This window comes from Pseudomonas sp. S10E 269, from assembly GCF_002798465.1.
Classification (GTDB): Bacteria; Pseudomonadota; Gammaproteobacteria; order Pseudomonadales; family Pseudomonadaceae; genus Aquipseudomonas; species Aquipseudomonas pergaminensis.
In genome coordinates this window covers 2393010-2412427 of sequence record NZ_PHIJ01000001.1, presented here as the reverse complement: position 1 = coordinate 2412427, position 19418 = coordinate 2393010, and the positions used below count along the sequence as shown (strand labels likewise).

At 59.3% G+C, this 19418-nt stretch carries 12 protein-coding genes; 4 read left to right on the top strand and 8 right to left on the bottom strand.

The features are described from left to right. Positions 1-89: 89 nt before the first annotated feature. The gene (locus CWC48_RS11085; RefSeq protein ID WP_010207573.1) at positions 90-1430 is read left to right on the top strand and encodes a hemolysin family protein; all 1341 of its coding nucleotides are present in this window, start codon (positions 90-92) and stop codon (positions 1428-1430) included. Positions 1431-1433: 3 nt separating this feature from the next. Here the strand turns inward: CWC48_RS11085 and CWC48_RS11080 are convergent, their stop codons facing one another. From CWC48_RS11080 to CWC48_RS11045, 8 genes are all read right to left on the bottom strand, one after another. Further along, positions 1434-2096, bottom strand: a complete 663-nt coding sequence (locus CWC48_RS11080) for a M23 family metallopeptidase (RefSeq protein WP_100491869.1) — start codon at positions 2094-2096, stop codon at positions 1434-1436. Between the two features lie 190 nt (positions 2097-2286). Continuing rightward, on the bottom strand, positions 2287-3198 hold the full coding sequence (locus CWC48_RS11075; RefSeq protein WP_078050769.1) for a response regulator: 912 nt from the start codon (positions 3196-3198) through the stop codon (positions 2287-2289). Between the two features lie 167 nt (positions 3199-3365). Then, positions 3366-4127: a phosphate signaling complex protein PhoU gene (gene phoU, locus CWC48_RS11070; protein WP_010207581.1), complete on the bottom strand. Its 762-nt coding sequence runs from the start codon at positions 4125-4127 to the stop codon at positions 3366-3368. A gap of 115 nt (positions 4128-4242) precedes the next feature. Next, positions 4243-5076: a phosphate ABC transporter ATP-binding protein PstB gene (pstB, locus tag CWC48_RS11065; protein ID WP_078050770.1), complete on the bottom strand. Its 834-nt coding sequence runs from the start codon at positions 5074-5076 to the stop codon at positions 4243-4245. 187 nt (positions 5077-5263) lie between these two features. Beyond that, positions 5264-6934 (bottom strand): phosphate ABC transporter permease PstA, encoded by a 1671-nt coding sequence (gene pstA / locus CWC48_RS11060; protein ID WP_078050771.1) that lies wholly within the window; start codon positions 6932-6934, stop codon positions 5264-5266. 15 nt (positions 6935-6949) lie between these two features. Continuing rightward, positions 6950-8983, bottom strand: a complete 2034-nt coding sequence (locus CWC48_RS11055) for an ABC transporter permease subunit (protein ID WP_177409535.1) — start codon at positions 8981-8983, stop codon at positions 6950-6952. A gap of 384 nt (positions 8984-9367) precedes the next feature. Then, the gene (locus CWC48_RS11050; protein ID WP_032884460.1) at positions 9368-10354 is read right to left on the bottom strand and encodes a phosphate ABC transporter substrate-binding protein PstS; all 987 of its coding nucleotides are present in this window, start codon (positions 10352-10354) and stop codon (positions 9368-9370) included. 178 nt (positions 10355-10532) lie between these two features. After that, positions 10533-11822, bottom strand: coding sequence for an MFS transporter (locus CWC48_RS11045; RefSeq protein ID WP_025856394.1), 1290 nt, complete (start codon positions 11820-11822; stop codon positions 10533-10535). A 454-nt stretch (positions 11823-12276) separates the two neighbouring features. On the opposite strand from CWC48_RS11045, the gene CWC48_RS11040 reads away from it, so the two are divergent. From CWC48_RS11040 to CWC48_RS11030, 3 genes are all read left to right on the top strand, one after another. Continuing rightward, positions 12277-12681: an acyl-CoA thioesterase gene (locus tag CWC48_RS11040; protein WP_003176975.1), complete on the top strand. Its 405-nt coding sequence runs from the start codon at positions 12277-12279 to the stop codon at positions 12679-12681. A gap of 58 nt (positions 12682-12739) precedes the next feature. Then, entirely contained in the window at positions 12740-13639 is a 900-nt protein-coding gene (locus tag CWC48_RS11035) for a D-hexose-6-phosphate mutarotase (RefSeq protein ID WP_078050774.1), read from the top strand. A gap of 113 nt (positions 13640-13752) precedes the next feature. After that, entirely contained in the window at positions 13753-19413 is a 5661-nt protein-coding gene (locus CWC48_RS11030) for a hypothetical protein (RefSeq protein WP_100491868.1), read from the top strand. Positions 19414-19418 lie beyond the last annotated feature (5 nt).

The following is a 19418-nucleotide window of genomic DNA, read 5'->3' as shown; positions in this document are numbered from 1 at the left end:
CGTCAGCCGCTACATTGGCCGACTTGCGCCTGCCTTCCAGGCCCGCCTGCCACCCCTTATTGAACACACGGAACCTGCAAAACCCCATCATGGACCCTTCCCCTGGTATCACCCTCGCTACACTCTTCGCCGACTTCGGCATGATTCTTTTTGCACTGATCCTGGTACTGCTCAACGGTTTCTTCGTTGCGGCCGAATTTGCCATGGTCAAACTGCGCGCCACCCGGGTCGAGGCCATCGCCCACAAGAACGGCTGGCGCGGGCAGATCCTGCGCACCGTGCACAGCCAGCTCGACGCCTACCTGTCGGCCTGCCAGCTGGGCATCACCCTCGCCTCCCTGGGCTTGGGCTGGGTCGGTGAGCCGGCCTTCGCGCACATCCTTGAGCCGCTGCTGGGCGCCGTGGGCGTCGAGTCGCCGGAAGTGATCAAGGGCGTGTCGTTCTTTGCCGCCTTCTTCGTGATTTCCTACCTGCACATTGTGGTCGGTGAGCTGGCGCCCAAGTCCTGGGCGATTCGCAAACCCGAACTGCTGTCGTTGTGGACGGCGGTGCCGCTGTACCTGTTCTACTGGGCCATGTACCCGGCGATCTACCTGCTCAACGCCAGCGCCAACGCCATCCTGCGCATCGCCGGCCAAGGCGAGCCCGGCCCGCACCACGAACACCATTACAGCCGTGAAGAACTCAAGCTGATCCTGCACTCCAGCCGTGGCCAGGACCCGAGCGACCAAGGCATGCGCGTGCTGGCCTCCGCCGTGGAAATGGGCGAGCTGGAAGTGGTGGACTGGGCCAACTCCCGAGAAGACCTGGTCACCCTGGACTTCAACGCCCCGCTCAAGGAAATCCTCGCGCTGTTCCGCCGCCACAAATTCAGCCGCTACCCGGTATATGACGCGGTGCGCAACGAATTCGTGGGCCTGCTGCACATCAAGGACCTGCTGCTGGAACTGGCGGCCCTGGACCACATTCCCGAGTCGTTCAACCTGGCCGAGCTGACCCGCCCGCTGGAGCGTGTGTCGCGGCACATGCCGCTGTCGCAACTGCTGGAACAGTTCCGCAAAGGCGGCGCGCACTTCGCCCTGGTGGAAGAAGCCGACGGCAAGATCATCGGCTACCTCACCATGGAAGACGTGCTGGAAGTGCTGGTGGGCGATATCCAGGACGAACACCGCAAGGCCGAGCGCGGCATCCTGGCCTACCAGCCGGGCAAGCTGCTGGTGCGTGGCGACACGCCGCTGTTCAAGGTCGAGCGCCTGCTGGGTGTCGACCTGGACCACATCGAAGCCGAAACCCTGGCCGGTCTGATCTACGACACCCTCAAGCGCGTGCCGGAAGAGGAAGAAGTGCTGGAGGTCGAAGGCTTGCGCATCATCATCAAGAAGATGAAAGGGCCGAAGATCGTACTGGCCAAGGTGCTGTTGCTGGATTGATCGTCAATTGCCCAATGCAAAATTGGGCAATGCGCCGACCGGCTGGTTGAACTCATACGGGATCGACACCAGCCCCGCCTCGGTGGCGCGCTGCACCACAAAATGCAGATGCGGCCCGCTGCTGTTGCCGGTATTGCCCGACAACCCCAGCGGGTTTCCTACCGCCACACGCTGCCCAACCCTGACACTGACCGAGCCTTGCTTGAGGTGCAGGTACACGCCCTCGGTGCCGTCATCGTGGCGCACCCTCACGAAATTCCCCGACGCATCACGGCCACGCCCGGTCTGCCCGTTCTCGGTTTTCACCACCACCCCGCTACGCGCCGCGATGATTGGCGTGCCTTCGGGCATGGCGATATCCATGGCGTAGCGGCTCTTACTATCGGTATGGCTGAAAGTGCCGTTGGGACCTTGGGTCAGGCGAAATGGGCCGCCACGCCAGGGCAAGGGATAGCGGTAGGCTTGTTGTGGACGATTGGGCTTGGGCACGACAAGCATCGGTCGCTCAACCTTGCGCTCCTGGATCACGAACGCCAGAGCACCCGGCGTATAACGGTCGCTGATAAACACCAGGCCATTGGCATCGACCGATTTGTAGAGGGTCATGGCCTGGGTCGAAGTGACGACCGCTGCCAGCCCGCAGCACAGTAGTAAGCGCATGAGCATAGCGTGAAACTGCCGGGATGACTGACCGGCAGGTTACCAAGGAATCATGACAACTCTATGCGCCACACTGGAGATCCCAATGTGGGAGGGGGCTTGCCCCCGATTGCGGGATGTCAGCCACCGGCTGCTTAGCTGAACCGCCGCCATCGGGGGCAAGCCCCCTCCCACAGTTGTACGGTGCCCCTCAGGATCACGCACCCGGCACAAAATGCTTCTGCGCCGTACCCCGTGCGATCAGACGGGAGATGTAATCGAGCTTCTGCGCGTCCTGGTCGATGAACCGGAAGGTCAGTTGCAGCCAATCGCTGTCAGGCTTGGGTTCGAAGGCGACGATAGCGTGCAAGTAGCCGTTGAGACGGGCCACTTCGGCGTTGTCGCCTTGTTCCAGGTCGAGCACAGCGCTTTCCAGTACCTGGGGCAGGACTTCGCTGCGACGTACTACCAGCAGCGCTTCCTTGATGCTCAGCGCCTTGATCACGCATTGCTGGGTGCCACTGGACAGACGCAATTGGCCCTGGCCACGACCGCCAGCCGGCGCAGCCGCTACCGGGGCCTGCACCGGAGGGCTGTTGAGCAAACCTTTGTTAGGCGCAGGAGCAGCCGCCGCAACAGGAGCCGCACGCGCCACTTCGGGTTTGCCGCCGGTCAGGGCGCTCAAGGAATCGTTGCCGAAAGCCGAGTTCATTTTGGTCGGCGCGCTGGCGACCAGGGCGTCGAGACGGCCGATCTTGTGCAGGGCCTGCTTGACCTTGTTCAGCAGCTGCTCGTTGGTGAACGGCTTGCTGACGTAGCCGGAAACACCGGCCTGGATGGCCTGGACCACGTTTTCCTTGTCGCCACGGCTGGTGACCATCACGAACGGCATGGCTTTGAGGTGAGGTTGCTCACGGCACCAGGTCAACAGTTCAAGGCCAGACATCTCCGGCATTTCCCAGTCGCACAGCACCAGGTCGAAGGTCTCGCGCATCAGGATGGCCTGGGCCTTTTTGCCGTTCACCGCGTCTTCAAGCTTGATCCCGGGGAAGTAGTTGCGCAGGCACTTCTTCACCAGGTCGCGGATAAACGAGGCGTCATCCACCACCAATACACTGACTTTACTCATCGACCCTTCATCCTATAAAAACTTCGGCACGCAAGACGCCTGACTGATGGCATTTTGCCAAAACCCTGTAGTCACGTTCGGACTTTTTTCATCCGATCCGCAAAAAATTCAGCGGCCACAAACAAAAACGCCCGACCAAAGGCCGGGCGTTTATTTCTCGGGCAATCTTACTTATCGTCAGATTCGCCCGGAACATTAGGGATTAGATCGGCCGAACCTTCAACTTCGGCCTTCATGCGCTTGAGGCCCATGTGCCGTACGTCGGTCCCGCGCACCAGGTAAATCACCAGTTCCGAGATATTGCGCGCGTGGTCGCCGATACGCTCCAGGGAACGCAGCACCCAGATAATGCTCAAGACCCGCGAGATAGAGCGCGGGTCTTCCATCATGTAAGTCGCCAGCTCACGCAGCGCGGTCTTGTATTCGCGGTCGATGATCTTGTCGTACTGGGCCACCGACAACGCCAACTCGGCGTCGAAGCGCGCAAAGGCGTCGAGTGCATCGCGCACCATGTTGCGCACTTGGTCACCGATATGGCGCACTTCCACGTAACCACGCGGCGCTTCGCCTTCTTCGCACAGCTGGATGGCACGACGGGCGATCTTGGTGGCTTCATCGCCGATGCGCTCCAGATCGATCACCGACTTGGAGATGCTGATGATCAACCGCAGGTCGGACGCCGCCGGCTGGCGACGAGCGAGGATGCGCAGGCATTCTTCGTCGATGTTGCGTTCCATCTGGTTGATCTGGTCGTCGATCTCACGCACTTGCTGGGCCAGGCCCGAGTCGGCCTCGATCAGCGCGGTGACCGCATCGTTGACTTGCTTCTCCACCAGCCCGCCCATCGCCAGGAGGTGGCTGCGCACTTCCTCAAGCTCGGCGTTGAACTGCGCGGAGATGTGATGGGTAAGGCCTTCTTTGCTAATCATGCGTTTGCTCCGCAAAAGCTGTAAGCCGCAAGCTACAAGCTGCAAGCTGATGTGTGTCGTTCCGTTGAACTGCTTTTACTTACCGCTTGAAACAGGCGGCTTGCAGCTGCCCCAACTAGCCGTAGCGACCAGTGATGTAGTCTTCGGTCTGCTTCTTCGCCGGATTGGTGAACAGGGTATCGGTGTCGCCGAATTCCACCAGCTTGCCCATATACATGAACGCGGTGTAGTCGGAAACCCGAGCCGCCTGTTGCATGTTGTGGGTCACGATAACGATGGTGAACTTGGACTTGAGCTCGTAGATCAGCTCTTCGACTTTCAGCGTCGAGATCGGGTCGAGAGCCGAGCAAGGTTCGTCGAGCAGCAACACTTCCGGCTCCACGGCGATGGTCCGCGCGATCACCAGACGCTGCTGCTGGCCGCCGGACAGGCCGAGGGCCGAGTCGTGCAGGCGGTCTTTCACTTCGTCCCACAGCGCCGCGCCCTTGAGGGCCCACTCAACGGCTTCGTCAAGGATGCGCTTCTTGTTGATGCCCTGGATGCGCAGGCCGTAGACCACGTTTTCGTAAATGGTCTTGGGGAACGGGTTGGGCTTCTGGAACACCATGCCCACGCGACGACGCAGCTCGGCCACGTCTTCGCCCTTGCGGTAGATGTTGGTGCCGTAGAGGTTGATCGCGCCCTCCACTCGGCAACCGTCCACCAGGTCGTTCATGCGGTTGAAGGTACGCAGCAGCGTGGACTTGCCGCAGCCCGACGGGCCGATGAAGGCGGTCACGCGCTGCTTGGGGATGTTCATGCTGACGTCAAACAGCGCCTGTTTTTCACCGTAGTACAGGCTCAGGCCCGGCACTTCGATGGCCACGGTTTCCTGGGCCAGGCTCAGGCTCTGCTTGTCGCGACCCAGGGCAGACATGTTGATGCCGTGGGTGTGGGTGTCTTGTTGCATGGGATGCTCCCTGTGCTACCAATTCGTTTCGTTGAACCGCCGGGGCGGTTTACTCAAAAATCTGTGTCTGGCGCTGACCCCTGTGGGAGCTGGCTTGCCTGCGATGGCATCACCGCGGTGTACCTGCTAAACCGAGTCGCCTGCATCGCAGACAAGCCAGCTCCCACATTGACCGTGTCCGGCCCGCTTAGCTGTCTAGCGCTTTGTATTTTTCGCGCAGGTGGTTACGGATCCACACTGCCGACAAGTTAAGCGTGGCGATCACCAGCACCAGCAGCAACGCGGTGGCGTACACCAGCGGCCGGGCGGCTTCGACGTTGGGGCTCTGGAAGCCGACGTCATAGATATGGAAGCCCAGGTGCATGATCTTCTGGTCCAGGTGCAGGTACGGGTAGTTGCCGTCCAACGGCAGCGACGGCGCCAGTTTCACCACGCCGACCAGCATCAGCGGCGCCACTTCACCGGCGGCGCGGGCCACGGCGAGGATCATGCCGGTCATCATCGCCGGGCTGGCCATCGGCAGCACGATCTTCCACAGCGTTTCCGCCTTGGTCGCGCCCAGTGCCAGGGAGCCTTCACGGACGGTGCGAGGAATCCGCGCCAGGCCTTCTTCGGTGGCCACAATCACCACCGGCACCGCCAGCAGCGCCAGGGTCAGCGAGGCCCAGAGCAAACCCGGGGTACCGAAGGTCGGAGCCGGCAGGGCCTCAGCGAAGAACAGACGGTCTACCGAGCCACCCAATACATACACGAAGAAGCCCAGGCCGAACACGCCGTAGACGATGGCCGGTACGCCCGCCAGGTTGTTCACGGCGATGCGGATAATCCGCGTCAGGGTGTTCTGCTTGGCGTATTCACGCAGGTACACCGCCGCCAACACGCCGAACGGGGTCACGATCATCGCCATGATCAGGGTCATCATCACGGTGCCGAAGATAGCCGGGAAAATCCCGCCCTCGGTGTTGGCTTCCCGTGGGTCATCGCTGAGGAATTCCCAGACCTTGCTGAAATAGAAGCCGACCTTGGTGATCGTGCCCATGGCATTCGGCTGGTAGGCGTGCACCACTTTGCCGATGCCGATTTCGACTTCCTTGCCGTTGCCGTCGCGGGCGGTCAGGGCGTCGCGGTTGAATTGGGCATGCAGGTCGGCCAGGCGTGCCTCGATGTCCTGGTAGCGGGCATTCAGCTCGGCGCGGTCGGCGTCCATGTCGGCCTGGGCGGCAGCGTCAAGCTTGCCTTCCAGCTCCAGCTTGCGACCGTGCAGGCGGATGCGCTCCAGCCCGGCGTTGATGGCGCCGATATCGGATTTTTCCAGGGTTTTGAGTTGAGCAGCCAGCTTGTTGACGCGATCCACACGGGCCTGCAGCTCCGGCCATGCGGCCTCGCCTTCGGCGATGACTTTACCGTCCTGTTTAACGTTGACCAGGGTGCCGTAGAAATTACCCCACTCACGGCGCTCGATGGTCATCAGGTTCGCCGGCGTGGTCTGGTCCTTGAGCCACTCGCCGACGATCCAGGTGAAGTCATTGCCGTTCAGGTCGCGGTTACCGACCTTGATCAGCTCGCGGGTCATGAACTCCGGGCCTTGGTCCGGCACCGGCAGGCCAGCGCTTTTCAGGCGCTCGCGGGGGACTTCTTCCTTCTGCACCACTTCGCCGATGACGACATGGTTTGCCTGGCCCGGCACGTTGTAGTTGGCCTGGATCAGGTCGGCCGGCCAGAAGTGACCCAGGCCACGCACTGCAATCACGGCCAGCAAACCAATGGTCATGATGACCGCAATGGACACCGCGCCACCGCTGATCCAGACGCCAGGGGCGCCGCTCTTGAACCATCCATTCAGGGAGTTCTGTTTCACAGACTTCTACCTTTCTTAAAGCGACGAGTATTTCTTGCGCAGACGCTGACGGATCAGCTCGGCGAGGGTGTTCATGATGAAGGTGAACAACAGCAGCACCAGCGCCGAGAGGAACAGCACGCGGTAGTGACTGCCGCCCACTTCCGACTCCGGCATTTCCACCGCAACGTTGGCCGCGAGCGTTCGCAGGCCTTCGAACAGGTTCATCTCCATCACCGGGGTGTTACCGGTGGCCATCAACACGATCATGGTCTCGCCGACAGCACGGCCCATGCCAATCATCAGCGCCGAGAAGATGCCCGGGCTGGCGGTGAGGATCACCACGCGGGTCATGGTCTGCCACGGCGTGGCACCCAGGGCCAGCGAGCCCAGGGTCAGGCCGCGTGGCACGCTGAACACGGCATCTTCGGCGATGGAATAGATGTTCGGGATCACTGCGAAGCCCATGGCCAAACCCACTACCAGAGCGTTGCGCTGGTCGTAGGTGATGCCCAGGTCGTGAGAGATCCACATGCGCATGTCGCCGCCGAAGAACCAGGTTTCCAGGTACGGGCTCATGTACAGCGAGAGCCAGCCCACGAACAGGATCACCGGGATCAGGATCGCGCTTTCCCAGCCATCGGGAACCCGCAGGCGCAAGGATTCAGGCAGGCGACTGAAGACGAAACCGGCCACCAGAATGCCAATCGGCAGCAGCATCAGCAGACTGAAAATGCCCGGCAGATGCCCTTCCACATACGGCGCCAGGAACAGGCCGGCGAAGAAACCGAGGATCACCGTCGGCATCGCTTCCATCAATTCGATCACCGGCTTGACCTTGCGGCGCAGGCTCGGGGCCATGAAGTAGGCGGTGTAGATCGCTGCCGCAACAGCCAGTGGCGCAGCCAGCAGCATGGCGTAGAACGCCGCCTTCAAGGTGCCGAAGGTCAGCGGGGCCAGGCTCATCTTGGGTTCGAAATCGGTGTTGGCAGCGGTCGATTGCCAGACGTACTTGGGCTCGTCGTAGTTTTCGTACCAGACCTTGCTCCACAGTGCACTCCAGGACACTTCCGGGTGCGGGTTGTCGAGCAGCAACGGTTGCAGCTTGCCGCCAGCTTCGACGATCACGCGGTTGGCGCGTGGCGACATGCCGTACATGCCTTGGCCATCGACCACCGGGTCCACCAGCAGTGTGCGGTGCGCGGTGCTGTGGAACACGCCGAATTTGCCGGAAGCGTCTAGGGCCGTGAAGCCTTTGCGGCGCTCTTCGGCGGAGATTTCTACGATAGGCGCAGCGCCCATCTGGAAGGTACGGATCTGCTTGAAGCGCTGCTCGCCATCCGGGTCGCGGGCCATGAACCACTGGGCCAGGCCGCCCTTGGAGTTACCAATGATCAGCGAGATGCCGCCCACCAGTTGCGTGCTGGCGGTGACTTCAGCATTGCCGTCTTCCAGCAATTTGTAGCGACCATTGAGGCTCTTGTCGCGCAGGCTGAACACATCGGCGAGGGCACGGCCGTTGATCACATACAGCCATTGCTGGCGCGGGTCGATGAAGATCGCCTTCACAGGCTCAGTCATCTGCGGCAACTCGATGCGCTTCTGCTCGCTGGTGACTTCGCCGGTCATCATGTTTTCTTCGCGGCTCAGGGACAGCACGTTCAAGTGCGAACCAGCGGAGCCTGCAATCACCAAGGACGAGTCCGTGGCATTGAGGGCCACATGCTCCAGCGGGCGGCCGGCGTCATCCAACACGATCGGCGTTTCACCGTAGGGGTATTCGATCGCGGGGGTAATGGTTTTCTTGCCATCCGGGTAGGACACCTTATAGGTGTGGCGGAATACCAGGGACTGGCCATTCGACAGGCCGAGGATCACCAGCGGGCTACCGGGCTGGTCTTCACCGATAGACGCAACACTGGTGCCGGCGGGCAGTGGCAGGTCGACACGCTTGAGTTCAGCGCCGGTTTCCACATTGAAGAACAGCGCCTGGCCCTTGTCGGAAACCCGCATGGCAACTTGGTTTTGTTCTTCGAGGGAGATCATCAGCGGCTTGCCGGCGTCCTGGATCCAGGCCGGGGTCAGGGCGTCTTCCTTGGTCAATGAGGCACCTTGGAACAGCGGCGCGACGACGTAAGCCAGGAAGAAGAAAATCAGGGTGATCGCGCCGAGGACGGCGAGGCCGCCGACCAGCACGTACCAACGGGTCAGGCGATCCTTGAGCGCGCGAATGCGGCGCTTGCGTTGCAACTCAGGCGTATTGAAGTCAATGCGCTTGGGGGGAGAAGTCGTCGTCATGGTGGAATTGGCCAGATCATTCATGCGCACACCCTAGCGATCCTGTATGACAGAAAGATGACAGTGCAGTGACGCAACAAATCCGCCGCGAAGCTAGGCTGGCAGCGGACTAGAAAATTCGGATGCGGAGCCGGCAGGCCGGCCCCGCAGAGGCAATCAGTTGCCTTCTTTCAGACCCAGGTCAGCCAGGGCCTTGGCGGCGACTTTGGCTGGCAGTGGGATGTAGCCGTCTTTCACCACAACTTCCTGGCCCTGCTTGGACAGCACCAGCTTCACGAACTCAGCTTCCAGCGGGGCCAGAGGCTTGTTCGGGGCTTTGTTGACGTACACGTAAAGGAAACGCGACAGCGGGTATTTGCCGTTCAGGGCGTTTTCTTCGGTGTCTTCGATGAAGTCAGTGCTGCCTTTCTTGGCCAGGGCCACGGTTTTCACGCTGGCGGTCTTGTAGCCAATGCCCGAGTAACCGATGCCGTTCAGCGACGAGCTGATCGACTGCACGACCGAAGCCGAGCCCGGTTGTTCGTTCACGTTTGGCTTGTAGTCGCCTTTGCACAGGGCTTCTTCTTTGAAGTAGCCGTAGGTGCCGGATACCGAGTTACGACCGAACAGTTGCACCGGCTTGTTGGCCAGGTCGCCGGTCACACCCAGGTCGCCCCAGGTTTTCACGTCAGCTTTGCCGCCGCACAGACGCGTCGAGGAGAAGATCGCGTCGACTTGCTCCATGGTCAGGTGCTGGATCGGGTTGTCCTTGTGCACGAACACGGCCAGGGCATCCACGGCAACCGGGATAGCGGTGGGCTTGTAGCCGTACTTCTGCTCGAAGGCCGCCAGTTCGGTGTCCTTCATCTTGCGGCTCATCGGGCCCAGGTTGGAGGTGCCTTCAGTCAGCGCAGGTGGTGCGGTAGCGGAGCCAGCAGCTTGAATCTGGATGTTGACGTTCGGGTATTCCTTTTTGTAACCCTCGGCCCACAAGGTCATCAGGTTAGCCAGGGTATCGGAACCGACGCTGGACAAGTTGCCCGACACACCAGTGGTCTTAACGTAAGCCGGAATTGCCGGATCAACACCAGCGGCCACCGCGTTGGCGGTCGCAACGCCAGCAGCGACAAAAGTCATTGCCGCCATCAAACGTTTCAGTTTCATGCCTTGCTCCTAGCAGATAGGGATAGTTGGATCGGGGCCAAGTATCGGGAGGCCGTGTGAACACTCTATGTCTGCAATGTGACAGTTAGATGAAAGGCCACTATTGGCAAGGTGAAGGGGCGCAGCGAGGAGTTGCAATCGCTCCCACGCAGGGCGCGGGAGCGAGCATGTCAAGGAATCAGCGCGAACGCTTCCACAGATACCCGCCCACCAACATGCCCATCACACACAGGGCAGCCACGTAGTAAGACGGCCCCATCGGGCTTTCCTTCATCAGCAGCGACACCGCCAACGGCGTCAGGCCGCCGAAAATGGCGTAGGCCACGTTGTAGGAGAACGACAACCCGCTGAAACGCACCACCGGCGGGAAGGCCTTGACCATGACGTACGGCACTACGCCAATGGTGCCTACAAACAGACCGGTCAGCGTGTACAGCGGGAACAGCCAGTCCGGGTGAGCGATGAGGCTGTGATAGAGGGTCCAGGAGGTTGCCAGCAACAGCGCGCAACCGACGATCAGCACGCGGCCAGCACCGAAGCGGTCCGCCAGGGCACCCGAGGCTATGCAGCCCAGGCTCAAGGCGACGATGGCCAGGCTGTTGGCCTGCAGCGCAACGGTGGCGCTGAAGTGATAGACCGTTTGCAGCACGGTCGGGGTCATCAGGATGACAACGACGATACCGGCCGACAGCAGCCAGGTCAGCAGCATCGACAGCACGATGGCACCCCGGTGATCACGCAGTACCGCACGCAATGGCAGCTCGGCGGCCAGGGTCTTGCGTTGCTGCATCTCGGCGAAGATCGGTGTTTCATGCAGCCAGCGGCGCAGGTACACCGACAACAGGCCGAACACGCCGCCGAGCAGGAACGGGATACGCCAGGCGTAATCCGAGACCTGCTCCGGGCTATAAATAGTGTTGATCGCCGTGGCCACCAGCGAGCCCAGCAGGATCCCGGCCGTCAGGCCGCTGGTGAGGGTGCCGCAGGCATAGCCGATATGGCGTGGCGGAACGTGCTCGGAGACAAACACCCAGGCGCCGGGTACTTCGCCGCCGATTGCCGCGCCCTGGATAATGCGCATCAGCAGCAGCAGGACCGGCGCCCACAGGCCGATCTGCGCGTAAGTTGGCAGCAGGCCCATGATCAGGGTCGGCACGGCCATCATGAAGATGCTCAGGGTGAACATCTTCTTGCGGCCCAGCAGGTCACCGAAGTGCGCCATGATGATGCCGCCCAGGGGACGTGCCAGGTAGCCGGCGGCGAAGATGCCAAAGGTCTGCATCATGCGCAGCCATTCGGGCATGTCCACGGGGAAGAACAGTTTTCCGACCACGGTGGCGAAAAACACGAAAATGATGAAGTCATAAAACTCCAGCGCCCCGCCCAAGGCAGACAGCGACAGGGTTTTGTAGTCGTTGCGGGTCAGCGGGCGCGAAGGTTGCGCACTGCTTGCGGGCACGGAGGACATGGCAAGGCTTCTCTTATAGTAATCAGGACGGCAAGCGGGACTTGCGGCAGGTTTGGCAAGATAGCAAATCGCTAGAAAAAGCACAGCGTCGAGCGGATAACAGTTCCAGCCCATGAAATATTCCACATTCCTGCTCTTTATCTGCACGCAGAAGCACAGTTGCCGGAAAAAGCCGCGATACAGCCGCCATTTGCCGACCAAATGAGCGCCCAGAGGTCGTCGTGGCGCCAGGGTCTCGATATACTCGGCCCTTGCAAGCGCAAGAACCGCAGTCTTGAGGGGCTGCTGTGCCAAAACGTCGTTGGGTGCCATCCAGCCGATTTGGCAGAGTTTCCCTTTAGTACGCCTTACGAGAAACGCATCACGCGGTGTATGTTGGTGCTGAAACGTTTTTTTCGAAGACGGCTATCCACTTGAAATACCCATGAAGCGTTACGGGTCAGAGGCCCTCGGCATGATCGAACTCGAACAAGAAGATCCTATCCCGCAAGGCGATCTCGCCCTGCAAATCACCGCGCTCCCGCGTGAAACCAACGGTTTTGGCGACATCTTCGGCGGCTGGCTGGTCGCGCAGATGGACCTGGCCGGCACCGCAATGGCCAGCAAGGTCGCAGGCGGCCGCGTGGCCACCGTGGCCATCGATCGCATGGCGTTCCTGGTGCCGGTTGCCGTGGGCGCGCAGCTGTCCTTCTATACCCAGGCCCTGGAGATCGGCCGTAGCTCGATCCAGATGATGGTCGAGGTGTGGAGCGATGACCCGCTGTCCAGCGAATGGCGCAAGGTTACCGAGGCGGTATTCGTGTTCGTCGCCATCGATGGCAGCGGTCGCACGCGTTCGGTTCCGTCGCGCGCACGTTAAACCTCACCGGGTTTTAACGGTCAATTGCCCCATTGCCTGCCATAAAGAGTGCTTTGTTATGCCGACGCCCCACGTTGAAACCGTGAAAATCGACGAGCTGGATTGCTGGCGCATCCGCCACAACGGCGCCGAGCTGATGGTGGCCCAACAGGGCGCGCATATCTTCAGTTACCAGCGCGCCGGCGAGCAGCCGCTGATCTGGCCAAATCCTCAAGCGGTGTTCAAACAGGGCAAGGGCATTCGTACCGGCGTACCGGTGTGCTGGCCGTGGTTTGGCGTGTTTGACCGTAACCCGCAGAGCGTGAAGGCGATGCGCCAGAGCGAGCAACCAGCCGGCGCCCACGGCTTTGTGCGCACCGCGTTGTGGGAATTGGCCGCGACCGAGCTTGAAGGTGAAGCGCTACGCGTGGACCTGGTACTGCCGGTGCCGGCAGGCGGCTTTCCTGGCTGGCCCCATCACGTTGACCTGACGCTGAGCCTGCTGCTGGATGAGCAACTGCATATCCGCCTGACCAGCCACAACCGTGGCACCGACACCGTCACCCTCAGCCAGGCGCTGCACACCTACTTCGCTGTAAGCGATGTGCGCAATGTGCAGGTCGAAGGACTGGACGGGCATGCCTATATCGACACCGCCGATGGCTGGACCGAAAAGACACAATCCGGCCTGCTGCACTTCACCGCCGAGACTGATCGCATCTACCTCGATACGCCGTCCCAGCTGAATATTGTCGACAAAGACTGGCACCGTTGCATTCAGCTCACTGCCGAGGGTTCGAAATCGACAGTGATCTGGAACCCATGGACCGAACGCGCCAAGGCGTTTGATGACATGGCCGATGATGGGTGGACAGGCATGTTGTGCATCGAAACGGCGAATGTACTCGACGATGTGGTGGTGTTGGCGCCAAGTGAAAGGCACACACTGCAGGTAAGCATCACTGCCAAACCCTCGTAAACGTCACGGCTGACGTCCGGGACACGGGGTACGATGACATTACTATGTAGGTCCGTATGCCAGAACAGCCTCGCTAAAGTGCGAAAACCGCATCTTATAGCAGAGGCAACACGATGGCCCCCTCTCCCCAGGAAGTACTGCAACAGCCCCCCGCCGACGTGGCCGAACTCATGGCCACGTGCAATAACACACTTATCGCGACACTTAACGCTCAGCCCTCACTGACCTTTTGCGCAAACAAGCAGGTATTGGAAGAGATCAACGGATTGTTTGATCGTTACTCAACCCAACACATCTACCTGAAATCCCCAGAAGACACCTTGACTGACCCGCCCACTGAGCACGACAGGGCATTGATAACCCTAGTAAATGACGCCTTGCATCAATGTCGAACTCCGGATTATTACAGCCCGCGTCATGACTTCTATATCTATAAAAACAGCACATTCACTCGGCTCGACGACACAAGCCAGCTAACCATCAGAACCCTGATAAATACCTTGCTGGAACCTGACTATTATCTGAATAGCCTCAACCGATACTGGAACGCCACTCACAGCGCAACCGAGCAAACCAATCAAAGCTTCATCGCTAAAACCGTCGCGCGGCTGATTCAGTACGAGGCATCATTGAGATTCGAAACAGCCTCACTTGAGCCCGCAAGCGTTGCACTGGTACGGCAACTGAATACAGCCACCTCGCCCGAAACTCTAAATATCTTTCACCTCAGCTTGCAAGATACAACGCAGACCGACGGCATTCCGCTGGTCGGGGCATTCGCCATCAGCACATGGCCACCGGTCGAACACTCAACCGTCAACCCTACGGTGCTCTACCTGCCAGGCCAACGCCTGGCTGAATTTTCCAGCCCGACGGCGCTGAAAACGCATCTAAGGGAGCGGCTTAAAAACGTGCATGGGCGTCAGCAACTGCTGATCAGCGTTGCTCATCGTCAACATTCGGCATTCGAAAGCCTGACGCAAAGAGCCAGCCAGGATGGGAGCGTCAACCTGCTTCCTGTCACTGCCGTCGAGGATTTTTTCGAGCATCAGATCAGCCTGCTCATCACCAAGCAACGCCAGGATATCGAACATCACTGGTCCGTCAGCCGCAGCGCCCAGGGCAGCGTAGCTGAACGGATCAACCAGTCGGCGAACCTTGTACCGTTGCTGGATTTCAGCGAGGCGATCGAACGACACGCCCGCCCACTCTTAGCCCTCAGCGCACAACGCAGGGAGGCGACGCGCGCCGCTCAGCAACGGCTGATACAGCAACAAACCGACCGATCAATTGATTTCACTGGCTTGATCGCACAGTTGAAAAGCCTCCAGGCACAGACTGCACCGCAGCCATTGGCACATCAGTTCTTTACACCTCATCGCCAATCTCCGCTGTACAAAGCCTGCGCGCAGGCCGTGACCGTCTTACAGAAGCTCAAGAATGACACCGACTTTACAACCTGGCTGAGCACATGGCCGAGCAAGACCGAGGCCGGTTTGGGCGCCTGGACCCTACTCGCAAAGCTCATCAGTAACCAGCCAGCTATTGTGGATTCGCCGCTGACTCGCTTTACCATTCAGGGCAAGCTGCTGCCCCTGAGCGAAGTGCCCACGTACTGGAGAAATGATGTTCACACTCTGATAGCGGCGCGGCGCGACATTGGTGATGGTATTCGAGAGGACGGTACTGTCCAGTTTGATCTTGCACTCAAGTTCTACGGTGTCCACATCGCCACCGATAGCCCGCTCCAACTGGTGATTGAGCGACTGCAGGAGCGCGCCGCCACGCTATCGCTAGAGATGGATGACGACAGGCTGCCGTTTGATGAACTCATTGACGAGCAAGGAGATGCCAGCCTGCAACAGCTGCTTATTCATCGTCAAACGACAGGTGAAAAACTGATATTCAAACAACTGATCGAAGCGTTCCTGACGCCACAACGCGAAGCACAGGCACTGAAGACACCAACGGTGGTACTCGAACAGTTGCTCAATACCCCGCAATGCCTTGAGCTGGGAAAACAACTGGTAAAGGCACTGGACTGGTATACAGCCCAAGATGAAACACCACCGGTAAAAGTGCTGCGCGACTTGGTCTGGCGGGCACTTTGGCTGCATTTTGAACGCCCTGCAGCCCCCGCGCGAGTGACCGTCGCCGGAGAAGAAATAGCAACGCCACGCCACTGGGGCCACAGCTATGACTATATTCGTGAGCAAATTGAGCGGTCCCTGATCCGCAACCACAAACTCACGCCCGGCGGTGTACATCTGGCCCTGCGCCTGCTGCAACGGGGTTCTGCTGCAGAAATCTGGATGAGAGGCATTCCCGACGATTTGCGTTACGCCAGCTCCATCGCCTGGGTGAATTTCAAGGCTGGCGTGATGCTTGCGCAAGCCATTGCACCCGACGCTGCGCAGCACATGACCTTCCAACAATTGCTCGAGTTACTCGCGACAGCAAGCCGGGATGCGACGCCCGAGCAAAAAATGGTCATCTCGATAGCGAGATTGGGGCCAACGCTGGAATGGGCCCAAGCCAATGGCGTATTAACGTCGGCAAAAACTGATTTCACTCCTGAACAAATCCAATTGGCTGTAGAAGCCTTGGAGCAACACGAACAGGAAATGATTCAGGCAACCGAAACGATTTCTCAAGCACCACCTGGCCGCTGGAGCTTCACCTCGGATGACGCTTTCGAAGTGGGGTTTAGAGATTACCTGAGCGGTGTCAAAGCAGCCTATCAAACCTTGATCAGGGCCTTGCTGCCCAACCTGCCATTGCTAGATCGCACCGCGATCGAAAACGGCGAGGTAACGTTGTATGCCCTGCGCCAAGAGATTCGTGGCCTGCAGGTTGGGCAAGAAAACGCGCAGAACATCGCTGCCGCCAGAGGCCGCCACGGCTTCATCATCCGGGCCCAAATGAAGCACGGCACCACTCACCGTACCACTTATTATGAGGTGTTCCCTCGGGCGGCAATCATCCGCGCACGCCCGAAGATTAAAACGCTGACGATCAATGGCAATGTTGTCGTGGAAACAACAGGCGGCTCAAGCCGTTCGAGCAAAGGAACCTTTCGGCGCGCGACCTCCATGCCGTTCGACTGGGAAGCCTACCAACATGGCCGTCGTCCTCGAGACGGTGTGTCCAGCCTGGTGATCGCCGAGCAAATCGGCCAGGTGTTACCCGCCACCGCACCCGCCCCTTCGGAAACTATGAGGGAAGCACAATCATTGTCTTCAGTGCGCAGTCGAGCACTGGCAGCCATCGTTGCCAATGATCTATTTCACACTGACGAATCTCAGCTCAAATTGACCGCCAAGCGTAACGTTGACGTGCTTGAAACCGCGCAACAAACCGTCGACGACTTTCTCTACTACACCAAGATGCTGGTGCCCTTCTGGGGCGGCGTCGAGGACATCGCCTCGGGCGATCCGCAACGCGTGGAGAGAGGGGCGTTGTCATTGTTCACCGACTTGATCTCCTTCGCAGCTCCCATTGGTAAATACGTCGGCGGTTCGGCACGCTTGATTACACAAGCCGGAAGAATCAGTTTTCAGGCGGCGCTACCGAAATTCGCAACCCTCACCAAAACGTTTTTACTGGGCGCCATCAGAGAGCTAAACCCGCTGGAAGCGGTGCCAGCTCTGCTCAAACTCGCAGGCTTAGGTGTGTTGCGGCTCAGCGCTGCAGTTGGGCGTCAGGTAGATGCAGGCCTGGCGTTGTTCAGAAAAGCGCTGGGCAAACCAACGATCGCATCCACTGGCCGAACGCTACAGTCGGTAGACCCGCGAGTCTGGAAACCCCTTGAACCGCAGGACAGCCTGTTCACCGTGGCCGGCGTGGACCGTGTTCCCCTACGCAGTGTCGGCACCGACCTGTTGCCCGAGTATCGTCTGATCGACCCACTGACCAATACCGTGTTCGGCCCCCGGTACATTCCAATGGGGGCAGAGGGCCTGCAACGAATTCCGGATCTTGACGACTACATCGCGCCCCTCTCGTATGAACAAACTGCGGAATTGAGCCGTCGGGCCAACGGTGTCTATGATGGAAAAAATCAGCAGAGCTATGTTCGCGCACGCGGCCAATGGTACGTCGTCAACACTCGCTACAGCCTCACAGGTGACGCTGAGTTCCATATTGTTCACCCGCACAATAAAACTCGCCCAACCTACCGCGTCGTCAATAAGGACGGGAGTTGGCTGCCGGTCGACGAGAGTGGGTATGCCGGGATGAAAAGGATAGACAGGATTAAAAAAGCGAATGCTGAAAAAGCCGCCTACTACCAGAAAGCGCGCGATAAGATGGATATCGCTACAGCCCGGCTGGAAGAGGCGGCCAAATCGACCGTATTCGAAACGACAAACCAGCTGCTTGATAGATCTCTGTTGCACTGGGATGCCACTCAAGAACTGTTCACGCTACACACGAAGAACAACGCCTTACCCATATTCGAACCGAAAAATTTCGTTTCCACACCTGACCTCGGCAGGGCACGACTGCTCAGTACCATTGAAACGGCTGACAACCTCAGCCCGCGCTATGCGGCAGTCGTTGATAGGCTGGAAGGCTACTTGCAGGCTCAGCAAAACCACATTCAACGGCTGGAGCAGACCGGCCGCATAAGTCAACAAGACGCAAATTCTGAAATGTTCACCGTTTATTTTGCCAATAAACGCAAGGCCGTTAACACCATAATCGAACAGACCACGGTGTTTAAGTCGTTACTGGACGAAGACTTGGAACACATGCTGGATACCCTGGAAAAGCTCCCAGTGAATAAAGCCGGGCCCTCACGCGCGCCCTCCGCACCATTTGGCACAGCGAAACCACTGCCCTCCGCCCCCCTGCTAGAGCCGCACCTAAACCCTGTGCCGAAAGATCAAGTATCAATAATGATCGCCGGCCATCAGCCCCGCACCCCTGTCAGCGTATTCGCCAAGCCCAGAGCCGGGTATAACGATGTCGCAGACGTCCTCGACCCCTATGGCAAACGCATCTTCGCCTATATCAGGGTCGGCGAAGACAATCTCTGGATCAGATCGACCATCCAAATCGAAGAACCGAGTGGGTTAGCCTCTTCCAGCCAGGCGACTATTACCCTGCAGCTGGAAGGTGCTGCCAGGAAAATGCAAAACCTGATTGAGGAGCATGATGACCTCATCGTTTTTTTCAGAACCAAAGGGTCAGCCGAACCAGCGGGTGCCGAAGCCCTGATCAGGTCCGGCGCGACCAAGCTCAATCAGGGAGCCGATGACCTTCAGGCAGCCTGCATTGACATCACCGATGAGGCAACCAAACAAGGTCTGCTGGCGCAAGTGGCCCACTTCAGGGAGCACGCAGCCCGTTTCAATCTTATGGCGAAACTCTTGCGCGTGGATCTGATTTCCAAGCAAGCCCCCAATGCCAATGCTCTCGAGTTTTTGCACGGCCAGCGGGGTGTTCTGGATATCCGCAAAACTCAGAACCGAGCTGCAGGTACCCGCGAAATCCAAACGCCTGGCAGCCAAAAAGTGACAAAAGTCCCAAACTTCCTGGACGAGTTCGAGATTAAGGTCAAAGGCAAACCGTGGGCCTATGCTCACATGCACTTTGAACAGGCCGCGCACACCGTCCCCGCCAAATGCCAGCTTAGAACACCGGCGCAGCAATCGCAGGGGGCGGGCGCTCAAGCCCGTGCTGCTCGCGAAAGCTCGCGCTTGGACCTTTACCGCGCAGAAATGGATTGGCCACAGGCCAGGAGGATATTTTACCCAGCGTTGCCAGAATGAATCGA